Source organism: Falsihalocynthiibacter sp. SS001 (genome assembly GCF_042445055.1).
Classification (GTDB): domain Bacteria; phylum Pseudomonadota; class Alphaproteobacteria; order Rhodobacterales; family Rhodobacteraceae; genus Falsihalocynthiibacter.
The window spans coordinates 1227118-1249217 of the sequence record NZ_CP170339.1 but is presented as its reverse complement, the minus strand read 5'-3'; the positions used below and the strand labels follow the sequence as shown (position 1 = coordinate 1249217).

Annotated in this window: 17 protein-coding genes; 2 read left to right on the top strand and 15 right to left on the bottom strand. The window is 54.1% G+C overall.

Annotated features, from left to right (window positions below):
* Position 1: 1 nt before the first annotated feature.
* Positions 2-652 carry a MarC family protein gene (locus ACFE33_RS06090; RefSeq protein WP_380058108.1) on the top strand — a complete coding sequence of 217 codons (651 nt, stop codon included), beginning with the start codon at positions 2-4 and terminating at the stop codon, positions 650-652.
* Here ACFE33_RS06090 and ACFE33_RS06085 read toward each other — a convergent pair whose 3' ends face one another.
* From ACFE33_RS06085 to ACFE33_RS06030, 12 genes are all read right to left on the bottom strand, one after another.
* Positions 653-2005, bottom strand: a complete 1353-nt coding sequence (locus ACFE33_RS06085) for a sulfatase-like hydrolase/transferase (protein ID WP_380058106.1) — start codon at positions 2003-2005, stop codon at positions 653-655.
* Between the two features lie 13 nt (positions 2006-2018).
* Positions 2019-4034, bottom strand: a complete 2016-nt coding sequence (locus ACFE33_RS06080; protein ID WP_380058104.1) for a putative 2-aminoethylphosphonate ABC transporter permease subunit — start codon at positions 4032-4034, stop codon at positions 2019-2021.
* A 3-nt stretch (positions 4035-4037) separates the two neighbouring features.
* Positions 4038-5138 (bottom strand): putative 2-aminoethylphosphonate ABC transporter ATP-binding protein, encoded by a 1101-nt coding sequence (locus ACFE33_RS06075; protein WP_380058663.1) that lies wholly within the window; start codon positions 5136-5138, stop codon positions 4038-4040.
* 115 nt (positions 5139-5253) lie between these two features.
* A complete protein-coding gene (locus ACFE33_RS06070) occupies positions 5254-6273 on the bottom strand; it encodes a putative 2-aminoethylphosphonate ABC transporter substrate-binding protein (RefSeq protein WP_380058102.1) in 1020 nt (339 codons plus the stop codon).
* 385 nt (positions 6274-6658) lie between these two features.
* A complete protein-coding gene (locus tag ACFE33_RS06065) occupies positions 6659-9115 on the bottom strand; it encodes an FAD-dependent oxidoreductase (protein WP_380058100.1) in 2457 nt (818 codons plus the stop codon).
* A gap of 70 nt (positions 9116-9185) precedes the next feature.
* A complete protein-coding gene (locus ACFE33_RS06060; RefSeq protein WP_380058098.1) occupies positions 9186-9944 on the bottom strand; it encodes a DeoR/GlpR family DNA-binding transcription regulator in 759 nt (252 codons plus the stop codon).
* Positions 9945-10011: 67 nt separating this feature from the next.
* Complete coding sequence (locus ACFE33_RS06055) at positions 10012-11694, bottom strand: Na/Pi cotransporter family protein (protein ID WP_380058097.1); 1683 nt, start codon at positions 11692-11694, stop codon at positions 10012-10014.
* Between the two features lie 42 nt (positions 11695-11736).
* Positions 11737-12582 (bottom strand): EamA family transporter, encoded by an 846-nt coding sequence (locus ACFE33_RS06050; protein WP_380058095.1) that lies wholly within the window; start codon positions 12580-12582, stop codon positions 11737-11739.
* Positions 12579-13934, bottom strand: a complete 1356-nt coding sequence (locus ACFE33_RS06045; protein WP_380058093.1) for an aspartate aminotransferase family protein — start codon at positions 13932-13934, stop codon at positions 12579-12581. Before ACFE33_RS06045 ends, ACFE33_RS06050 begins: the two co-directional genes overlap by 4 nt.
* A gap of 62 nt (positions 13935-13996) precedes the next feature.
* Entirely contained in the window at positions 13997-15445 is a 1449-nt protein-coding gene (gene phnY, locus ACFE33_RS06040; RefSeq protein WP_380058091.1) for a phosphonoacetaldehyde dehydrogenase, read from the bottom strand.
* Between the two features lie 15 nt (positions 15446-15460).
* Positions 15461-16705: a phosphonoacetate hydrolase gene (phnA, locus tag ACFE33_RS06035; protein ID WP_380058089.1), complete on the bottom strand. Its 1245-nt coding sequence runs from the start codon at positions 16703-16705 to the stop codon at positions 15461-15463.
* Between the two features lie 16 nt (positions 16706-16721).
* Entirely contained in the window at positions 16722-17906 is a 1185-nt protein-coding gene (locus ACFE33_RS06030) for a 2-aminoethylphosphonate--pyruvate transaminase (protein ID WP_380058088.1), read from the bottom strand.
* A gap of 131 nt (positions 17907-18037) precedes the next feature.
* Between ACFE33_RS06030 and ACFE33_RS06025 the strand changes: the two genes are divergently transcribed.
* Positions 18038-18895: a LysR substrate-binding domain-containing protein gene (locus ACFE33_RS06025; RefSeq protein WP_380058086.1), complete on the top strand. Its 858-nt coding sequence runs from the start codon at positions 18038-18040 to the stop codon at positions 18893-18895.
* Here ACFE33_RS06025 and ACFE33_RS06020 read toward each other — a convergent pair.
* The 3 genes from ACFE33_RS06020 to ACFE33_RS06010 are packed head-to-tail and all read right to left on the bottom strand — an operon-like array spanning position 18892 to position 22093.
* On the bottom strand, positions 18892-19911 hold the full coding sequence (locus tag ACFE33_RS06020; RefSeq protein WP_380058084.1) for a Gfo/Idh/MocA family protein: 1020 nt from the start codon (positions 19909-19911) through the stop codon (positions 18892-18894). The genes ACFE33_RS06025 and ACFE33_RS06020 overlap by 4 nt on opposite strands.
* Complete coding sequence (locus ACFE33_RS06015) at positions 19908-21020, bottom strand: Gfo/Idh/MocA family protein (protein WP_380058082.1); 1113 nt, start codon at positions 21018-21020, stop codon at positions 19908-19910. Before ACFE33_RS06015 ends, ACFE33_RS06020 begins: the two co-directional genes overlap by 4 nt.
* A complete protein-coding gene (locus ACFE33_RS06010; RefSeq protein WP_380058081.1) occupies positions 21017-22093 on the bottom strand; it encodes a Gfo/Idh/MocA family protein in 1077 nt (358 codons plus the stop codon). Before ACFE33_RS06010 ends, ACFE33_RS06015 begins: the two co-directional genes overlap by 4 nt.
* Positions 22094-22100 lie beyond the last annotated feature (7 nt).

Genomic DNA, 22100 nt, shown 5'->3' with positions numbered 1-22100 from the left:
AATGGATTGGACGGCCCTCACCAAAGAGTTTGTGACACTATTTGTCGTCATCGACCCTGTTGGCTCGATTCCTGTTTTCCTGTTCGCAGTTCAGGCCGTCCCGCGCAGCTTGCACCGTCGGTTCGCCGTAAGCGCGGTTGCGATTGCCGCGCTGGTGTTGCTTGCGTTTCTCGTGGGTGGGCAGTTCCTTCTTGAGACACTGGGCCTGCGGCTCGGGTCTTTTCAGATCGCAGGTGGGATCGTGTTGTTCTTATTTGCGATGACAATGGTTTTTGGCGATTCAAAGCCGGTGAACGAGATTGTGGAGGCCGAGCGCAACCACCTTGCCAGCGCAGTGTTTCCGCTCGCGATCCCGTCGATTGCGTCCCCTGGTGCGATGCTTGCAATTGTCATCCTGACGGATAACCACACGAATTCGATTGCCCACCAAGCGATCACTGCGGGGCTGTTGCTCGTCGTGTTGCTGTTGACGCTAGTGCTCTTACTCGCGGCGACCGTTGTGCACCGTGTGATTGGCGATACGGGTGCCAGCATCATAAGCCGTGTGATGGGCATTATCCTTGCGACGATTGCCGTCGACTCAATCCTTGGTGGGTTTGATGCGCTTGGGGTTCTTGAGATTGCGCCGCCAGCGATAAACCAGATAGATTAATCACGCATCCGATTGCGCCTTAATCACCCCCGTTTGAGGGTCCATATGCATTGGCGGGACAACCCCGCCAAAGTCTGCCACGCGTGAGGTTTCGGTATGACGCACGGTACATCCCAGCCGTTCTGCGGGCTCGTTCCATGCCTCTTCAAATCGAGTGGGCCGCGATGGATTACCAAGTTCGAACTCAACCCGCGCCTCTTGCGAGGCCGAAAACTCAGGATGCTCGCCCTTTCCCATCAACCTCAAAATCGCTGCGAAAATATCAATAGATTGCGTCAAATGAGATACGCGGTTCGGAGCCATATCAGGTACGCGCAGAGTACAGGGGATATGTGATGCCTGCGGGAACGGCGCAAGCTTCCCCCAAAGACCGAAATCGCCCAGCATCTCGCCGTGGTCCGCGGTAAACATGATAATTGTCTTGTCGTATTGCCCGCTTGATTTCAGCCACGAAATCAGGCGGCCAATGTGGTGATCGAGTTCGGCAACCAACCCAAGATAGGTCGCGCGTATTTTCGCGATCTGATCCTCGCTGAGGCCGTCGCTATATCCGTCATAACCCCAGAACATATCCTTGCTTGATGGGTAGTTCCGCTCAACATCAAAGAACGGATGGGCCATTGAGGGCTCTAGGGGCTGTGGGAGCGCTTGCGGGTCGATCATCTCATGATAGGGCGCGGGCGCAACAAAGGGGGGATGAGGCCGTATATAAGTAACGAACGCCGACCAAGGCGCGGCTTTACGAATATCCAGTGCCTTGATTGTTTCGTTGGTAAGGAAGGCGGTATCGCTGTGCTCCGCATCATAAAGTGCGGGCCCGCCAAGCATTCCGTTTTTCGGGCGGTATAGCCGATTGAATTCCGGCGTATTTGCGTCTGGCACATCATAGCCCTGCTCACGCAGATATGCCAACCACCGCCACGCCTCCTCTCGCATTTCGACAACTTCGGTGAACCCTTCCATCGGGGCGCTCATCGACATATGCGCGGGGTCGTTTGCGAACATAGCCTCTGGGTTGGGCTGTGTGTCGGTATATCCGAACAACAACGGCTCTCTTCCGATTTTGCGCAACTCTGTCGCCAAATTCGGAATTCCCAGATGAAGCGCTTGCCCATTGCGCTTTGCCCCATGCTGATGCGGGTAAAGTCCCGTTAGGAAGCTTGCCCGCGCGGGACCACAGGGCAACGCAACCGTGTGATGATTGCCAAGCACCAATGATTGCTCCGCCAGTTCGTCAATGTGAGGCGTCGGAACGTAACGCGCCAATCTACCGTCAAGTAGATCGGCGCGAAACTGATCGGCCATAATAACCAAAAGGTTGTGATCGGCCAGAGCTTGGGGTTGAACGCTCACGCCTTTGCTCCTGCTAGCGGTTTCGCCATGCTTGGGTGCGACGAAGAATGCCGCGTGACGCAATCAGATGGAATATCCGCGCGGCCGCATTGGTATAGAAAATCATCATCCCCATCGCCGCCGCAGGCGCAATATCCCCAGCATCATCCATATTCAGAACCGCAATCGATGCGAGCGCGGTTTTGGGCGAATATAGGAACACCACCGCCGATACCGTCGTCATCGCATTCACGAACAGATAGATCGAAATATCCAAAATCGCAGGCAGGCAGACAGGCACCGTTACACGACCGAACAACTTGAGCGTAGGTTGCTTAAGCGATGCGGATACGGCCTCAAACTCTCGATCCATTTGCTGAAGCGCCGTCGTCGCTGTCAGATGCGATACCGTATAAAAGTGCGTGACCGTACAGATCACAAGGATCGTCATCGTTCCGTAAATGCCATGCAACGGATTGGCGGGATTGTTGAAAAAGAAGATATACGCAAGGCCAAGCACCATACCTGGAATCGCCATCGGCAGCATCGCAAACATCTGAAAGATCGAGCGTCCTGTATGAAATCCATTTGCCTTTTCAACCAGATAGGCACCAAAGAAAATGACACATGTCCCCGCCACAGCCGTAAGAAGCCCGAGCTTAATCGAGTTGAAATAAGCCGCCCAGCCACCGCCATCCATGCGGTTGAACTGATAGTTATTCAGACTAAAGCTGAGATCATAGGGCCAGAACTTAACCAATGCCGCGAACTGGCAAACCGCCAGCATTCCAACAATGAACACGCCCACAAGACAGGCATAGACAAACATCGCGGTATCAAGACGTTTGTTGGGAGAAGGCTCGTATGGCACGGAGCGTGCGGACAAAAGCGCGACCTGCTTGCTCTGCACAAAGCGATCAATGGTAAACGCGAGTATGGCTGGCAAGACCAGAACGACCGAGACAACAGCTCCCATCTCAAAGTTCTGCTGTCCAATGACTTGTTTATAGATATCGACAGCCAGAACGTTGTACTGCCCACCGATCACCTTGGGCAGACCAAAGTCGGTAATCACAAGGTTAAACACAACGAAAGCCGCCGAAACCAACCCATAGCGCGCACCCGGAATCGTTACCGTCCAGAAAGTGCGCCACGGCGTCGCCCTAAGCGAAATCGACGCTTCATAGAGGCGCGCATCCGAAATCGCCAACGCCGTTGAAATGATCAAAAACGCATGAGGAAACGTAAAGAAAACCGAGCCAATGACGATGCCAATCGGGCCATAAATACTGGCACCAAACAGCAGCTCCTTCAAGAAACCCTGATTACCGAAAAGGTAAACCAGCGCGATCCCCGGGAGCAATGACGGAACCAAAATCGGTGCCATCGCAATAAGCCGGAACACACCCTTAAAGCGCATCTTGGAACGGTTCAGCGCATAAGCAAACCAGAACGCAAGCGTCACCGTCACAATTGTGCTGATCGTCGCGATGAAGAGTGAATTCTTGATTGAGTTCGACAATGCAGGTGTTGAGAAATAAGTAACAAAGTTCCCAAACCCAGTTGATTTCTCGGGCCGCAATTGAACGCGGCGAAAGGTGTTGGAGTCCAGTTCAACCCAATCGTTACCTTCTTCGAGGGTCGATCCGATCAAGAAGCGTCCGCTCTCATCCACACTTCGAATGCGATAGATAACAGGACTGCGGAAGCTGAAGTCGGGGAAGAACTGTGTCACTCCCATACGACCGTCCGAGCCCGCTCCGAGGTCAGAGCTGTCAACGAGATTTAGCTCTTGGTTAATCGCCGCCAGCGTTTCGGCTTCCGAAAAGTTGGTGCCGGTTTCGTCGCTTACCATCACTTCGTATGCGGCGAGGTTGAATTGATAGGTCGAGAACGACTTCGACAACATTGCATAAAGCGGGAAAACCATCGTGATAAGCAAATAGAGCCCGATTACGATCATGCTTCCGCGCATAATGATGTCATCCCGCGAGAGCTTACCTTTGACCAAGGCGCCCTTGGGCATCACTTCAGTAGTTGCATCGGTCATGGATCAAACCTCCGGCTTATCAAAGGCCAAGAGCCGACCGCTGGGCAACTCGATCTTGGTGTCCATACCCGCCCTCAGATCAAGACGGCGCACCGCGTTAATCGAGAAGTCAGCGATCAACTCATTGCCGCCGAACTGGGGGTGCTGCAAACGACAGCGCCAGAACGAGCCAAGAAACTCCATCTCTTCCACGCGGACGGTCATTGAGTTTTCTTCGTTCTCGGATGTGCCCTCCTCGCCGTGAGGAATTACGTCCTCGGGGCGAATGGCCGCGATAACCTCTTGCCCTTCTGTAAAGCTATGCGGCGCGCACTTAAGAGGCTCTGCATCAAAACAAAGCGTTCCAGACTTACCCGCAATGGCGGGTATCTGGTTCATCTCTCCGATGAAATCCGCCACAAAAAGGTTGGCAGGGTCGCGATAGATCTCGGTCGGGGTGCCGACTTGTTCGATCGTGCCATTATTCATAACGACGATACGGTCAGCCATCGCAAGCGCTTCTTCTTGGTCGTGGGTCACCATCACCGTGGTCACGCCAAGTTTGCGCTGTAATTCTTTGATTTCATGACGCAAATGCACACGAACCTTCGCATCAAGGGCTGATAGCGGCTCATCCAGCAGCAGCAAGCCCGGATTGGTTGCGATGGCTCGTGCCAATGCGATACGTTGCTGTTGCCCGCCAGAAAGTTGAGCGGGGTATTTCTTGCGCTGTTCAGATAGCCCTACAAGCTCAAGTAACTCGCTCACACGCGCATTGATTTCCGATTTACTATGTCCGGTATTTTCAAGCCCGTAAGCAATGTTCTTCTCGATCGTTAAGTTCGGAAACAGCGCATAGGATTGAAACACAATACCATAATCACGCTGGGATGGCGGCAGATTGGACACATCAACGCCCCCTTGCGAAACGGCACCCTTACTTTGCAAATCCAATCCCGCAATCGCCCGCAAGAGCGTGGTCTTGCCGCATCCGGACGGACCTAGAAAACAAACGAACTCGCCGTCCTGAATGTCCAATGAAATATCTTTCAGCGCGAGAAATGTGCCAAACGCTTTCCACAGATTTTCAATTTTGAGATACGGATCTGTACCGTTTGTAACCATGAGCACAAGCAAGTCCTTTTGGATCGGAATCGCACCCGCAACGGGCCGATAGTCGCAATTTCAGTATTTGGAAAAAGAGGGCGAAGTTATGCTCCGCCCCCTTACTTGAACAAATCTACTTTGGTTCGGATTTGCCGTCGTAGCGGCTCTGCCATTCTTCAAGGATCGCGGCACGGTTGTTCGCGGCGAACTCGAAATCATTTTCGATCATCGCATCCAACAAGCCCTCTGGGAAATGCTCAACTGGCTTGGCAATGCCCGGATAGGCCACAACCGCATAGCCTGTGTTGTACATTTCGTTGGCTTCTTTGGTGACGGTGAAGTCAACGAGCTTTTGCGCTGCTTCTAGGTTAGCGGTGCCCGCAACAATCGCGGTGGCTTCCATGTCCCAGCCTACACCTTCGGAAGGTACGATAATCTCAAGCGGTGCGCCGTCTGCTTTGGATTTTGCACCACGGAATGCAAACGAAACGCCAATCGGAATTTCGCCAGAAGCGGCAAGCTTACAAGGTGCCGAACCAGAGTGCGTATAGCGCGCGATGTTATTATGAAGCGCATCCATATATTCCCATCCGCCTTCTTCACCAAAGAGTTGAAGCCAGCTAGAAACATCAAGGAACCCAGTCCCTGAGGACGCAGGGTTTGGCATGATCACGTGCCCCTCATATTGGGCGTCTGTAAGGTCTTGCCACGAAGTTGGTGGCGTCAGGCCAAGCTTCTCGGCCTCAACTGTGTTGTAACAGATCGAAGCAACCCAAGCGTCCATACCAACCCACGCCGGTGGAGTGTCTTTATCAACGAACTTCGGATCGAGTTCTTCGACACCAGCAGGTGCATATGGCTCTAGCATCCCTTCGGATTTCAGTAACAACAATGATGTCGCAGCGAGGCCCCAGATTGCATCGGCCTGCGGATTATCGCGCTCGGCCAGTAGCTTTGCGGTGATAACGCCCGTAGAATCGCGTACCCAGTTGATCTTGATGTCTGGATAGCTTGCGTTAAACGTCTCGGCGTAACGAGCGAGGTCTTCGGCCTCTACGGCGGTGTAAACCGTAAGCTCCGTTTCCGCCGCAGCCACAGTTCCCGTCAGCGCGACAACCGCGACTGTAGAAAGTGCTCTTTGAAGAAATTTCATTTGGTATCTCCTTGTTGGTTTATCGGGCGTTTTCGCCGCTTATTGATTGCGAGAATGTTGGGGCATAGGTGAGCAACAAGCCAAATCGATAATTCTTACCGATTAATAGGCTCACCCTATACGACTTTGCGACCCTCCCCTCCGATCCGCACAAAACATCCTGTGCATAACCTCTCTAGGGAATTGGATAAAATTGCCAAAGACCTAAGAACACGAGAGGAAAACGCACATATGCGCGATCATAGTGCACAGAAACCGCACCGCTACCAAAGCAATTCAACAACCGCCGCGCGGGAAACATCTGTGGCGGCTACCGCGCGGCGCGGGAGTGTTTGCCCAATTCTTGGGCGCCATAGCCTTAAATTACTACGCGATTGCAACTACGCTATTGGCGCACTCTTTCGCTCTTTGGATCATATGGAGTGCGAAGATAGGCTTTTGCGGGAACTCGTTTACCCGCAAGATCGACCTCGAATACACCTTCGCGAAGATATTGAGCGTTAACAGGAACCTCAGCATGAATTTCCGCAAGCGCCACCGCAGCGCCCAAAGTGTGCCCGTATCCAGCCGAACGCACCTCGCCGACTTCGGCGCCATTGCACAAAACTGCCTCGCCACTCCAAAGCTGCGCATCAGAGTCATCCAGAACCAGTTGAATAATCCGTGTCTTTAGGTGATCGGGATCATCCTTCGCCGCTAACAACGCATCTTTACCGATGAAACCACAGGGTTTCTTAAAATCGACAGCAAAGCTCAAACCCGCCTGTATGGGCGTAATATCTGGGGTGAGCTCGCGACCCCAAGCGCGAAAACCCTTCTCAAGCCGTAAACCATCTAGGGCATAGTATCCCGCGTCCGTGATGCCGAATTCCTGCCCTGCCTCCATCAAATCCTCATAAGCCCCAACCGCGAATTCAACGGGAACAATAAGCTCCCAACCTAACTCTCCAACATAAGTCATGCGGTTCGCCCAAACGGTGGAATATCCAAGGTCAATCTCCTGAACTGTGCCGAACGGGAAGGCTTCGTTCGTCAGATCGCACTTGGTAACCTTGCGCAAAACATCGCGTGATTTCGGCCCCATGACCGCAAGCACCGACCACGCCGAGGTCACATCGGTCAGGAACACATGCGCATCCTCGGCAAAGTTTTTGCGAAGCCAATCAGCGTCCCTGACCGCCTGCGCGGACCCCGTAATCAATAGGAACTCATCCCGCTTAAGGCGCAGCACGGTAAGGTCGCTCTCGTATCCTCCGCGCGCATCCAACAATCCCGTGTAAACGGTTGTGCCGACGTCAACGTCTATATTTGCCGCGCAGATACGGTTTAGCTCCGCGCACGCATCCCGCCCCTGCACGAGCAACTTAGCGAACGAGCTTTGATCAAATATCGCCACGCCCTCGCGCACAGCTTTGTGTTCGCGTGCGACTGCGTCATGCCAATTCTGACGTGCAAAGCTATAAACTGTTTCTGGTTTCTGACCATCGAGCGCAAACCAGTTCGCGCGCTCCCACCCCATTTTGGACCCGAACACCGCGTTCTTTGCGGCAAGGCGATCATAGAGCGGCGAGCGCCGGAACGGGCGCGCGGTATCCAGCTCCCGATTTGGCCAAGGCATCGCATAGTGAAGGCCAAGCGTCTCTTTTACGCGATCATGAAGCCACGTCGGATTGTTGTTAAACCCAGCAAATCGCCGAATATCGACTGCAAACAAATCGGATGTGGGCTCGCCCTGAACAATCCATTCCGCCAGAGCACGTCCAGCGCCGCCAGCACTCGCGATACCCATCGAGTTAAAACCAGCACCGACAAAGAAGTTCTTGAGTTCAGGAGCTTCTCCGAGAAGATAGTTGTTATCGGGCGTAAAGCTCTCTGGGCCGTTATAGAATTTGCGCACGCCGACTTCGCCTAACTCTGGCACGCGGATCAAAGCGTTCTCCAACAAGATTTCAAATTGCTCCCAATCATCTGGCAGCAGTGAGAATTCAAACTTGTCGGGAATGCCGTTCATCCCCCAAGGTTTGGCCTCTGGTTCAAAGCCCCCCATGACCAAACCGCCCGTTTCTTCTTTGAAATAGATATAACCATCAGGGTCGCGCAGGACGGGCAAATCCGGGCGTACACCTTCGATCTGTTCGGTCACGATGTACATATGTTCGGCAGAATGAAGCGGGACATTCACACCGCACATCAATCCAAGCTTGCGCGCCCACTGACCCGCGCAGTTCACAACAACCTCGGCTTCGATATAGCCATGATCGGTCTGCACGCCCGTGACGCGGCCGCAATCGCTTGTGATATCCGTTACCTTTATGCCTTCGATGACCTTGGCGCCGCCCATCCGTGCGCCTTTGGCCAAGGATTGCGTAAGGTCGGTCGGGTTAGCCTTGCCATCACCGGGCATCCACAGACCACCCTTGATGTCATCGACCTGCATCACGGGCCACTTCTCTTTGGCCTGCTGTGCGTTTAGAACTTCAACCTCTACGCCCTGTGCACGGGCTGCGGCGGCGGTCCGCAGAAGCATCGTCATCCTATCGTCTGTGCGCGCAACGGTTACGGATCCGCACTGCATCCATCCGGTCGCCAGACCTGTTTCCGCCTCAAGCTCTGAATATAGTTGTGTCGAATAACGAATAAGGTTCGTCATTGCCGGTTGGCTTCTGAGTTGCCCGACAAGCCCAGCGGCGTGCCACGTAGTTCCACAGCTTAGCTGCCCCTGTTCGAGCACAACCACATCAGAGCAGCCCAATTTCGTCAGATGATATGCCACCGAGCAGCCAACAATGCCGCCTCCGATAATGACATATTGCGCGCGGTCGGGGAGTTTTGAAGTCGACATAGTTTCTCCAAGAATGAAAATACTTGGCAAAACTTTGCATTATTTTGCATTTCCTTGCAAATAATTTTAATCACTCATGAGCGATTAAAAGTTCGACCCCATTCTGCGAAACACACCGCCTTATCGCGGCGGATGGCTCCTCGTCTGTCACGATGCGCGTTCCCTTTGGCACAGGGGGAAATAAGACATGCCCAACCGCCTCAAACTTGCTGCTGTCTGCAAGGACAAACCCCGTCTGAGCATTACAAAGCATCTGGTGGCGCAGGCCGGATGCCTCACGATTAAAATCGGTCAGGAACGCATCACTGCTAAGGCCGCCCGCACTAACGATGGCGAAATCCGCGCGATAACGGTTCAGGTGTTCGAGAGCTTCAATCCCGAAAACGGCCATCTCGGCGGGGTCCACTCTTCCTCCAAGAACCGTCAACTCACGCGTTGCTGGTGCAATGACCTCAGCCACACGCAAGTCGTTTGTATAAACGATAAGGTCCTGATGGCCTGAAAGCGCCCGAGCAACGGCAAGCACGGAAGAACCGTTATCCAAGATAAGCGATATACCGTTGGGGATTTGATCCGCGATACACGAAGCGATGCGGTCCTTGCCGTTCATATTAAGCTGAGAGCGACGCGCCATTGGGAATTCGCGCGTGCGAACTTGTGTAGCACCACCGCGCACTTGTTTTAGCTTATTTTCCTGAGCGAGTAATTCGATATCCTTGCGGATCGTTTCGCGCGACACACCGAGGGATGTGGTTAGCGTACGGATCGAGATCGTCGGATGCTGCTCAAGCTCCTTCAGAATGATGGCATGGCGTTCCGACATTAGCATGTTCAATCCCCTTTCGACTCATTCCGCGCGTCTCTCCCATGCTTATCGCAACTTGGGGAAACTCTGGCTAGCGCTGCCTGATATCGACGTCGCCATAGTCCTGCTCAATCAATCGTGTTTCAAGAAGCTGCCCACCACGCTCAAGAATCGGATATGCCGCGGACGCAATGTGGCTGTTGAAATCGCGCAGCGCGCCGACGGTTTCGAGGTGGATATCGCTTGAGTCAAAACTAATCTGAACACCATCACTCAGGCGCTTGAGGTGGCGTTTGCGGCTCTTGCGCTCAAGCCGCGCCATTTCCTGCTTTTCCTCAAGCAAAAGCCGCGCACTCTCCAGATCATCAGAAACCAGCAGGTTTGACGCCAGAAGCAAATTGGAACACAGACGTTCATGCATCTCGCAAATTTCAGCATAGCCGTTTTTCGAGAACTTAATGCCTTTTTCCGACTTTTCCTTGGTCAGCGGAATTAACCGCTTGGCGACGATATCGCCCGCCGTTTCAACCGCAATGGCATATTCAGTCAACTCGCGCACGCGCTTAGAGTCGGTCTTGGATAATGATGTGTTGCGAATATCTGCGGCATACCGCCGAATATCATCCAACGCCGTATTCACGTGATGATCCTGCGCCCGCACCGCCGCCGCGCGTTCCGGAGAATAGTCGGAATACAGCTCCATCACGGGTTTAATCATCGTCTCGACAAGCTGGGACATGCGCAGCACCTCCCGCTTGAGGTTCGCAATCGCAAGGTGGGGCTTATCTACGTCGCTTTCCTCCAACGCAGAGCGGTAAATCGGCGACTCTTCCTCAAAATAGATCACTTCCTCAGGAAGCAGACGCTTCATCGGCGCTTCTAGGCGGTGACAAAACAGCAGCGCAGTCAGCAGAAGCGCGTTGAACAGCAGATGGGTGTTAATCAACGTCTGCGAGGAAAGCTCCGATCCGATAAACGGTATCAAATCAAACCGCTGAATTGCGAAAAGTACCAGAATGGCACCGCTTCCGCGCAAGAGTAGATTTGCCAAAGGAACGCGCCGCGCAACTGGTGTCATGCCACGGGAAAGCCAGACGGGGATTATGGCACTCCCCAGATTGGCCCCCAGCACGAGCGAGACACCCGCACTCACGGGGATTGCGCCGACAGAAACAAGCGTCACACACATCAATATCACGGCGACGCTTGAATGCATTATGAACGCCAGAAACGCCCCGACCACAAATGCCGTAACATAGTCCGAAACTAGGTAATCCGCGATTGCAGGCAAAAACGCGCTATCGCGGATCGGGTCCATAGTTTCGCGCAGGAAACGTAGCGAGATGAGAATAAACGCGATGCCCAGAATGATCCGCCCTGCCTGACGCAGCTTGCGACGCTCTGCCTTCACGTAAAGCCCACCACCGACGGCCAGCAGAACAGGCACGAGCCAATCAAGGTTGAATGAAAACACTTGAATGAGCAAAGCAGACCCAAGATCCGCGCCCAGTACCACAGACAGCCCAGCGCCGAACGACAATGCGCCAGATGCCGAAAAACCAGCCACAAGCAACGCAACAGCCGCGGAACTCTGCAAGATCACCGCAAGCATCAGCCCCGCTGTCGCCGCCCCTACTCGGCTGCGTTGCTGAGTAATGACGCGTTGGAACGACGGGCCGAACGCACGCTCAATCCCCGTGCGCACCATACGCACAGCAAAGAGCAGCAGCATCGTCGCGCCGGCCAGCTGGATTAGGAACATTATTATTGCCATTCAAAATACTCTTTTATTTCAACGCTCCCTCAAGTGTAGGTTCTAGATCATATCCGCAGCAGTGATGGTTGCAATCCCAAGAGCAACGACAACCGCCGCAACGATCCGCTGCGCGCGCGGCCCCTCCGAGAACCAGAACACACCAATCATGGCCGCAAAAATCACCGATGTTTCCCGCAGCGCCGACACAATTCCCAAGGGCGCCTGCGTCTTGGCAAACAAAACCAGACCATAGGCCGTGGCCGATACCAATCCGCCCGAAATCCCCGTCATCATCGTGCGCGGCGAAAGCTGTAATAAGCGCTCCCATCTGGTCGCGAAGATATACAGAGCGACGATAATCTCTGCGATGAAGAGCCAGCCGATATAGCCCACGGTGCTGGTGGATAGTCGCACTCCGATACCGTCCACGATCGAATACATCGCGATGATAATCGCAACGCCAACGGCAGCAAGCACGCCAGAAAGCGGCGTAGCCGCCCGATTGGTGGAAAACGTCAAGAGCATGATGCCACCAGATACCGCCAATATCCCACACCAGACCCCGAACGACAGCGCCTCGCCCACCCAGATCTGCGCACCGAGCGCGATCATAATGGGCGCCAAGCCACGTGCGATCGGATAGATAATGCTAAAATCCCCCGCGCGATACGCAAGGTTCAAGAGCAGGTAGTAAGCCCAATGAATAACGGTAGAGGCAATGATATATGGGATCGCCGCCGCCACGGGTGACGGTGAAATCATCACCATAATTATTCCGGGAACTACGTGACCAAGTGCTACCAGCCCAAGCATGATGGTTTTGTCGCCTGCACCCTTTACGATTGCGTTCCACAATGCGTGCATGAATGCAGCAAAGAGGACGACCGCAAATATGCCCGCGCTCATGCAGAGTGATCCAGAATGGATCGCTCAACGATGGAAAGTGCGGTCACTAGGTCTTCTTTTGATATCGTCATGGGTGGCGAGAGAGTCAGAACATTTCCCGCGCTTATCTTAAAGCTCAGCCCCTCGGCCAAACATGCATAGTAGATTTTCTCGGCGATTTGCGGAGCGGGCGTGCGGCCCTGCCGATCTGAAACGATCTCGATGCCAAACATCACCCCGCGCCCGCGAATATCACCAACGATTGGTGAGGATTCGAGGGTGTTTTCTAGCCGTTCAATCGCCATTTTGCCAAGCTCGGCGGCGCGCTCCACAAGATTTTCGTCCTCGATAATCTCAAGCGTCGTAAGCGCAGCCCGCGCAGTGACGGGATTTTTCTCATGAGTGTAGTGGCCAATCGCAAAGTCGCCAGCAACGTCTAGGTCCTGCCGCGCAATAACCGATGCTATGGGAAGCACCCCTCCGCCCAAGGCTTTGCCAAGCGTCACAATATCGGGGACTATCCCGTCATGCTCAAAAGCAAACATCTGACCCGTTTTGCCAAGGCCCGTGGGAATCTCGTCCATAATCAACAACGCGCCGTGGCGATGGCAGGCCTCCTGCACAGCTTTCCAGTAGCCCGCAGGTGGCACAACAGGCACCGCGCGCATAGGCTCTGCAATCACTGCGGCAACATCGCCCTCACGACCAAGAACGTAATCAACCATCTTGGCGCAGGCCAACCCGCAATTCTCGGGGCCTGCGTGTCCATATGCACAATGATAGCAGTGAAACGGCGCGACGTGCTCGGCCCCTGGAAGGAGTGGTCCTGCTATGTGGCTTCTGAATGTTGCCTCGCCCCCAACAGACGCGGCGCCAAATCCCGCTCCGTGGAATGCGTCCCAGAAACTGAGCGTCTTGAACCGCCCCGTCGCCGCCCGCGCCAGTCGTAATGCGACTTCGTTTGCGTCTGAACCGCCCGTTGTGAATAGGACCTTTCCCAAATTCCCGGGCGCGATATCCGCCAGACGCTCGGCAAGCTGGACTGAAACGTCATTCGTAAAACGGCGTGGCGAGAACGGTAATGTATCAAGCTGATCCTTAATCGCAGCAATCAGGCGGGGATGACCATACCCGATGTGATGCACCGAGTTCCCGTGGAAATCCATATAGCGCCGCCCGGCAACATCTTTGATCCAAATTCCCTTGGCCTCGGCAATGGTGGAAACGCAAGGGCTCGACAAGCTCTGATGTAGAAAGGCTGCGGCGTCTCGGTCTAGCAACGATTGAGCATTGGGGTCGGTTTCTCTTGCGGACCAGTCCTGACGCGCTTTGGACGTGTTGGCTTCGCCTTCGGTGTGGATGTGTTTTGTCATGGACTGCCTTCAATTGAGAAAGCAAGGCCTACACAGCCTTGCTCATGTTCAGAAACCGTGGATTAGCTTGGCCATGGTAACGAATAGGTTTTAACATTGGTAAAGAACTTCATCGCTTCGGTGACGCCCTCTTTTACGGCGTTTCCGCTGTCCTTAATCCCTCCAAACGGCGAGGTTTCGATCCGATAACCTGGCTGCTCCCAGATGTTACAAGTCCCGACATCCAGCCCGTTGATGTATGCAATCGCGCGGTTCAGATCATTGGTACAAACGCCAGACGAGAGGCCAAACTGCGTCCCGTTGGAGATGCGCATCACCTCCTTGTCGTTGTCGGGAACGCGCACAATCGGGATGACGGGACCAAAGGTCTCTTCCATCACCAACTCGCTGTTGTGGGGAACATAATCCACCACAATCGGCGGCAGGAGCGCTCCCTGACGAGGCGGATGATAAAGGATCTTGGCGCCTTCCTTCTCGGCGGCAAGCACGCGGTTCTCGAAAATTTCGGCGGCCTGCGCATGGATCACACAGCCCAGTTCCGTTTCGGGGTCCATCGGATCGCCGAATTTCAGCGCTTTCGCCTTCTCTAGAACCAATGGCACAAATTGATCCGCAATCGACTCCTGAACCAAAATCCGTTTGATTGCAGTGCACCGCTGCCCTGAATTTCCCGTAGCTCCGGCAACGGCAATTGTCGCGGCTTTTTCAAGGTCAGCTTGGCTAAGGTCGTTACACACGATCAGCGGATCATTCCCGCCAAGTTCAAGCGCCTGACGTTTGTATCCTGCCTTAGAGGCAATCAACTTCCCAACTGGCACACCACCGGTAAACGTAATGATATCAATATTCTCATTGATCATCATCTCTTCGCCAATATCTTTAGGAAGGCCCGTCACGATTTGCAGCATCTCTGGCGGCAAACCCGCTTCATAAATGATATCTGCAAGCGCAATGGCCGTAAGGGGGGTAAGCTCGGTCGGTTTAACAACCATACAGTTATTGGTCGCAATTGATGGTGCGATTTTGTGGCTCACCATGTTGAGCGGATGGTTAAACGGCGTGATTGCACTGATGGCGCGGACAGGTTCGCGCATAGTGTAGATTTTGCGTTCTTTGCCGTTGTGCGTCAGATCACAAGAGAAAACCTCGCTATCGTCGATTAACGCTTGGTGCGATGCAAATTGATAAACATCCTGAGCGCGCTTGGTTTCGTAAATCGCGTGCTGATAGCAAATGCCCAACTCAAGCGTCAGCCATTTTGCCAAGTATTCACGGCGCTCACCGATCAACTCACCGACACGCTGAAGTATCTGGCTTCGTTCATAGCGGCTTAGCTTAGCCTTATAATCAGCAGCAACTTGAAACGCGCGTTTTGCATGTTCTGCGGTGCCTGCTGGAACGGTCCCAACGACTTCTTCGGTATAGGGATACTTCACTTCGATAACGTCATCAGTGAAGACTTTCTCGCCACCGATGCGCATCCCTTCGTGTCTGATTTCGAAATCAGTCATTGGGCTCCCCTTCCGTTAAAGCCCTGCGGCGGTGGTCGCATAGAAGAACGCATCAAAGTTCCGCAATGTCGGCTGGCTGGGCAGGTCAATCACACGGTTCACGATGAAGGGCACTTCTTGTTCTGTCAGGCCACCATGGCTGCGCAATGGCTCGTTGAGGGCGGCAAGGTCATGGCGGTGCTCGGAGGTGCCGATCGTCATGTTTTCGGTCGATATCATCACAATATCCCCGATGCGATCCGCCGGAAGTTCAAACCGCTCAACGGCCTCTGCTTTATCCATCACCTCAAGGATCTCGGGACGTTTGGCAAGGCGCGCGATCACACCCTTATGGTCCGCGCCTTCCGGCAGGTATGCGGTACCAAATCCGCCCAATGCTCCGTGGTGAACAACATATGGATCAGTGATCGGCAGGATCACTCGCGCTGCGCCCTCGCCCAGCCATTCATCAAGCAAATCCTGTACATAGATGACCGAAGGATCACCATTCGCATCATGCTTTGGCTTCATTCCGTGGTCGGCGGTTACGACAATCGCGGCCCCCATCGCATCCAGTTCAGTTAGGTACTTATCGAACATCTCATAGAACGATTTCGCCTCTGCATCATCTGGGGCATATTTGTGCTGAACATAATCCGTTGTGGTCAGATACATAACATCCGGTTTCCACTCCTTCAGAAGCTTCACACCAGCAGCGAACACAAACTCGGAAAGGTCCGCAGAGTATACCTCTGGCTGCGCCATCCCCAGCCATTTGCTCGCGGCTTCCTGTCCATGTTCAGTTTGAGTGGAACTATCTGATTTTTCAGCGGAAAAACACTTGGCCCGATCTTCGTCAAACTTCAGCCCTGCCCCCAAAAGTGCGCGCAACTTGTCCTTAGCGGTGACAACAGCAACCCGCGCGCCTGCTTCGTAGAACTTGCTAAAAACCGTCGGCGCGCGCAAGAAACGCACGTCGTTCATCATGACTTCTTCGCCTGTCTCCGGCTCATAAAGGTAGTTGCCGCAAATCCCGTGCACACTCGGCGGGCGGCCCGTCGCGATAGAAAGGTTGTTCGGGTTCGTGAACGATGGAATGACCGAATGTGCCAAGCGGTCGGTCCCCGTTTCGCGCATCCGCTTAAGTGTTGGCATCAACCCGTCGGCGATAGCCTTCTCCAGATATTCTGGTTCGCATCCATCAAGGCAGATCGCAATAGCACAGGTTTTCGGAGCGGGGTAAACACGATCATTTGCGACGACCGGGGATGAAATTGGCATAGGTTGGTCCTTAAAATTAGGCAGCTAGTTTTTTACGTTCTTCAAGAGCTTTGGCAGGTGGGGCCGCAGAGCGCACCCCCATAACAGCCAAAGCATCGCGCGCGGCCTCTACGACCTGACGCATAACATGTTCGTCCATTTGCCCGATGCATCCGATGCGGAAGCTATCCACGACCGTCAGCTTGCCCGGATAGATAATAAATCCTCGTTCGCGCATTTGGTTATAGAATTCATCGAATGCGAATGCCTCATCCGCAGGGCAGAAGAACGTCACGATAATTGGGCTTAGCCAACGATTGGCGAGAAGGGTTTCAAAGCCCAAGTCGCGCATTCCTTCGACCATTACATCTCGATTTCGGATATAGCGCGCGCCGCGTCCTTCGACGCCACCCTCTTGCGCATGTGCCTTGAGCGCTTCAAGAAATGCGGCAACCACATGTGTCGGCGGAGTAAAACGCCACTGGCCGGTCTTTTCCATCGTCGCCCATTGCGCATGAACATCAAGCGAGAGCGAGTGACTGTTGCCTTTGGCCGCTTCGATTTCATCCTTGCGAGCAATCACAAAGCCAAAACCGGGTACGCCCTCGATACATTTATTCGCCGAGGATACCATCGCGGTATATTTGCTTTTCTGAACCTCAAGCGGGATAGCTCCAAATGCCGACATGCTGTCGATCAAGACTTTGCGCCCTGCTGCATGTACCGCATCGGCGATCTCATCCACGGGGTTCAGAATGCCGGAACTCGTTTCGCAGTGGATAATCAGAACGTGCGATATTGCAGTATCATCCACGAGGATTGCTGCTACTTCTTCGCCACGCGGAGGCAGGTAATCACCCTTATCAAGCAACGTATACGCCCGCCCCAGATACTCCATGGTTTGCGCAGCCCGAAGCCCGTAGGCACCATTGGCAAGCACCAGAACCTTGCCATCTCGCGGCACAAATGATCCCAGCATCGCCTCAACACAATAAGAGCCAGACCCTTGGATCGGCACGCAATCATATTCCTCGGCGCCCGCTCCAATCAGCTTGAGCAACTGGCTTCGCAAGCTTCGTGTCATGGCGCGGAAATCATCATCCCAACTGCCCCAATCCCTTAGCATTGCTTGTTTGGTTTCGTAGGATGTCGTCAACGGACCGGGCGTAAGAAGATAAGGCTCGCCCAATTTCGGTGGATTTATTTTCGCAGGTAAAGTCATCGCAGGGGACTCCGCTGTTCGATCGTTTAACTGTTTCTAGGCTTAATCCGACCATATGAAAAATTGTTAATTGCAATGAGTTAAAAAGCTGCGCTTATATACAGAAAACCGACAAAACATCAGGGATAAACATGAGATACAGCCAAATCCGCGCCTTTCACCACGTTGCCGTCGAAGGTGGGTTTTCCCGCGCTGCGGAGGCACTCTCGCTCACACAACCTGCGATTTCAGAGCAGGTCCGCAAGCTTGAGAGTGATTACGATGTGCTTCTGTTCAATCGAAACAAAAAGCGCGTTTCGTTAACGCCAGTTGGCGAAAGGTTACTGATCTGCACCAAGCAACTCTTTGAAGTTGAGAACCAGATCACGGATGTTCTCTCCGAGAACCGCGCCGCGATGGAAGGAACGCTTAGAATTATCGCCGACAGCGCCTTTCACCTTACCAGTCGGCTAGAGGCCTATCGCAAGCGCTACCCCAAGGTTTTTATAAGCGTACGAACAGGAAATAGCGCCGAGATCATCGAAGCTCTAAGAAACTATGACGCTGAAATCGGCGTCGTCGGAAGCCCCAACCCCGGCCCCGACATGGAGGTCAGGGGACTTGGGCAAGCGCCGATCATTGCCTTTGCCGCCAAGAAGTTCTTCCCTGAATTTCCCGAGAAACTGACACTAGAAGAGATCGCACGGTATCCCCTAATATTCCGCGAGAAAGGGTCCAAAACCCGCCAGAAGCTAGAGGACGAAGCGGTGCGAATGGGCGTCAATCTAAGCCCCGCAGTCGAAGTAGAAGGCCGCGAGGCAGTGCAAGAAGTCGTCGCTGCGGGCGCAGGTATCGGCTTTGTTTCCGAAGCGGAATTCGGCTATGACGTACGCCTCGCCAAAATCGCGATTGCCGACACGAACCTGAGTATGAGCGAGTCGCTGATCTGTCTGAAACAACGAAGCGAGGTGCGCTCAATTCGGGCGTTTATGGCTATCCTCGCGACCTAAATGAGCGAAACAGGCACACCTTTGCGAATACTTTCATCTGCGGCGATACAAATACGAAGCGATTCAAGCGCGTCGCTCATATGGGCGTCTAGGTCGATACCTTCGCGAATGACGCGCAAGACGTATGCCTGCTCCGCATCACAGAGCGCCTGATGGTCTGGCTCGTCAGGCAGCGTGATGAAATGGTCCCCGTCAAGCCGATGCACAAGGATACCGCCAACCTTCGTGTGCCCTTCGATTTCAGCCGATGCGCCACGATCTGCATCTGTGATCGAAACCGAACCATGCGGGCTAATGACGTCTTTTACGAATACCGCCGTTTCGGACATCATCGGCCCCCAGCCTGCCTCGTACCAGCCCACCGAACCATCCTCAAAAGTCACTTGAAGCTGGCCGTAATTATACATCCCATCGGGTATTTCGTCAGAGAGGCGCAGTCCGATGCCATTTACGCTTATGGGCTTAGATTGCGCGATCTGGCACATCACATCGACATAGTGCACACCACAATCCACCAGCGGCGAAGTCGACTGCATGAGCTGTTTGTGAACCTCCCATTCCGCGCCCGTGGATTGCTGATTCAGGTTCATACGAAACACATATGGCCCGCCAAGTGCGCGCGCTTCCTCAATCAATCGCATCCACGACGGGTGATGCCGAAGGATATACCCAACCACAAGCTTGCGCCTCGTTGCGCGCGCCGCTGCCACAACGGATTCGGCCTCTTGGATGGTGGGCGCCAGAGGCTTCTCGACAAACACATCTGCGCCCAGTTCCATCGAACGAATTGCAAACTCCGCATGGCTATCGGAATGGGTCGCAATCACAACCAAATCAGGGTTTTGCGCGAGCCCCTCTTCGAAGGTTTCGAAGCGCGGGTATTTATCCAACCCACCCGCAAGCAGGCGCCCTGTGCGATTCACGATACCGATGATTTCCGAAGTTTCGCTTTTGTGATGTGCGAGCGCATGGCTTTGCCCCATGTTCCCCACGCCTACGATCAATACACGTATCAAATCTCAATCCTCCGAACGCTTCCGATTTCAACGGACTTCCCCGTTCTGCGGGATTCAATCGCCGCGAACGCCATTGCGAGGCTCTTCAGATTTTCCCGCGCACCGTTTGCGGGTTCTTGATTCTCTTCGATTGCCACGAGCAAAGCGCCCATCGCTCCCCTAAAACCATCGTTGAACCACGTACCGTTCAGCTTCGGGTGGGCGCGCCCCTGAGCTGTGGTCAAGGTAAGCGCTTGCACGCCAAGGTCGGGACCGTCGCTGCAAATGCTACCCTTGGTACCTGCGATATAGGTTGTATCACGCGGGCCGAAAGGCGTTCCGCCGTCAAAGACCAACGATGCCTGCCCACCCTCTAGCGCGATTTGCACCTGCGCCAAAAGCGGAACCTTTGCGGATTGTCCTACCGCTTTTGTGGCGGATGCAAAGACCGTTTCCGCGCGTTCGCCAGTGACGCTCGCGACGAAATCAAACCAGTGAATTCCGAAATCATAGAGGATCAGGTCTTCGATCTTCTCAAAAGGCGTGCCCGCGATCCATCCGTGATCCCAATGCAGGCTTGCGTGGCAACTCAATACCTCTCCGATATGCCCAGCGCGCACGGCTTCTCGCATCCATGCAAGATGTGGCGCCCAGCGGCCATTCTGGTTCACGGCGAGTTTTAGGTTATTGGCGTCTGCAAAGTCCGCTAGGCGCTCCCCCTCATCCAGATCGAGAACAAAGGGTTTCTGCGAAAGAACGTGTTTCCCAGCCTTTAGCGCCTCCCACATAAGCGGCGTGCGGTCCACAGGGTGCGGAGTGATATCCACCACATCAATCGACGGATCCTGCAAGAGTTCCATGGGGTCAGACATGGTTTTCGCATTGGGGTAGAACTCGGCCGCTTTGGCCTCTGCTTTGGAAAGGGTGCGATTACAGATCGCCACCACATCCCAACCTGCCGCGCGATATTCATCCAGATGTGCCGCCACGATGCCACCCGCACCAATCACACCGATCCGAGGTCGATAGGCTTGGGGCATCGGCGGCTGATACGGAACCTCCGGAGCGGGAACTTCCTTCACCGCTTGGGATTTCAGCGCATAGGTATCGCTGTCTGGTGCATCACTCATGGCAGAAGGCTCAGGGTGCGTTTTTCTTGTGCCGACTTAAAGGCCGTGTCTACAATTCGCTGCCCCAAGAGCGACACCTCGGGATCGAGGGGGCCAGTAATATGCTCGCCCGTTTCGATACAGTTCAGAATATACTCAATCGCATTGCGCCGCCCATAAGGAAGCGGGTCAACGGCGACTGGCGTGGCTGTTGGGTTCTCGCGCGTTTGAACGGTGATATGCGTTGCATAATCAGGGCTGGCAATTGTGCCGTCCGTGCCGACAAAGGTAAATCCGCAAGTTGGCTGGGGTTGGGTCATCCAAGGGTCGGTGAACGTGCCCCAACGCGTCTCCATCTTTGATAGCCCGCGCGCGTAGCGACAGACGGTGATTGAGTGCTGATCCACCTCGATGCCTTCTGCTTCATCTGTCACAGAGGTCACTTCAAGGGGGGCTTCGCCGTTCTTGTACCACGTTCCCAGCGTCGCACCGTAGCCCAGATAGTCCAACAAGCTCCCACCGCCAGAGGCTTTCTTGTACCACCATGAGTTCGGCTTTTGACGCTCCACTTCTTCGGGCGACACCTCAACTTTGTCCGCAAGGTGATAAAGCGGGCCGCGATTGCCGTCGTAGAAATGTACCTCCAACAAATCGCCGATGGTGCCTTCGTCAATTAGTCGTTTCGCTGTGACGTGACTCTCGACCCAAGCGAGGGGCCAGTTGATGGCCATTGTTTTGCCCGTGCCCTCCATCGCGGAGAGCATACAGCGGGCATCATCAATCGATACGGCAAATGGCTTCTCGACCAAAATATTGACGCCGTGCTTGGCCAGCCGCTCGGTGTAATCCGCATGGTCAGCCGTCGCCGCGCATAGGATCGCCAGATCAGGCTTGGTCGCCGTCATACAAGCATCCAGATCGGTAAATACGCGATCTTCTGGAATGTCGAACATAGCGATTGCATCGGCCATTCTCGCAGGGTCAGGATCATATATCCCAGCGATCTCTGCATCGGGCTGTTCGTCAACACAGCGCAATAAATCCCCCATATGCATATGGTCAAAACTGATTCCGACGACCTTCCACTTTGCCATGTTCTGC

What these genes read in the sequence shown, in the direction of transcription:
- ACFE33_RS06070 (WP_380058102.1), bottom strand. Translation starts at nt 6,273, where the DNA reads ATGAAATTTCTTCAAAGAGCACTTTCTACAGTCGCGGTTGTCGCGCTG.
- ACFE33_RS06045 (WP_380058093.1), bottom strand. Translation starts at nt 13,934, where the DNA reads ATGACAAAACACATCCACACCGAAGGCGAAGCCAACACGTCCAAAGCG.
- ACFE33_RS06015 (WP_380058082.1), bottom strand. Translation starts at nt 21,020, where the DNA reads ATGAGTGATGCACCAGACAGCGATACCTATGCGCTGAAATCCCAAGCG.
- ACFE33_RS06050 (WP_380058095.1), bottom strand. Translation starts at nt 12,582, where the DNA reads ATGAGCGCGGGCATATTTGCGGTCGTCCTCTTTGCTGCATTCATGCAC.
- phnA (WP_380058089.1), bottom strand. Translation starts at nt 16,705, where the DNA reads ATGCCAATTTCATCCCCGGTCGTCGCAAATGATCGTGTTTACCCCGCT.
- ACFE33_RS06060 (WP_380058098.1), bottom strand. Translation starts at nt 9,944, where the DNA reads ATGCTAATGTCGGAACGCCATGCCATCATTCTGAAGGAGCTTGAGCAG.
- ACFE33_RS06075 (WP_380058663.1), bottom strand. Translation starts at nt 5,138, where the DNA reads ATGGTTACAAACGGTACAGATCCGTATCTCAAAATTGAAAATCTGTGG.
- ACFE33_RS06080 (WP_380058104.1), bottom strand. Translation starts at nt 4,034, where the DNA reads ATGACCGATGCAACTACTGAAGTGATGCCCAAGGGCGCCTTGGTCAAA.
- ACFE33_RS06090 (WP_380058108.1), top strand. Translation starts at nt 2, where the DNA reads ATGGATTGGACGGCCCTCACCAAAGAGTTTGTGACACTATTTGTCGTC.
- ACFE33_RS06065 (WP_380058100.1), bottom strand. Translation starts at nt 9,115, where the DNA reads ATGTCGACTTCAAAACTCCCCGACCGCGCGCAATATGTCATTATCGGA.
- ACFE33_RS06010 (WP_380058081.1), bottom strand. Translation starts at nt 22,093, where the DNA reads ATGGCAAAGTGGAAGGTCGTCGGAATCAGTTTTGACCATATGCATATG.
- ACFE33_RS06055 (WP_380058097.1), bottom strand. Translation starts at nt 11,694, where the DNA reads ATGGCAATAATAATGTTCCTAATCCAGCTGGCCGGCGCGACGATGCTG.
- ACFE33_RS06025 (WP_380058086.1), top strand. Translation starts at nt 18,038, where the DNA reads ATGAGATACAGCCAAATCCGCGCCTTTCACCACGTTGCCGTCGAAGGT.
- phnY (WP_380058091.1), bottom strand. Translation starts at nt 15,445, where the DNA reads ATGACTGATTTCGAAATCAGACACGAAGGGATGCGCATCGGTGGCGAG.
- ACFE33_RS06030 (WP_380058088.1), bottom strand. Translation starts at nt 17,906, where the DNA reads ATGACTTTACCTGCGAAAATAAATCCACCGAAATTGGGCGAGCCTTAT.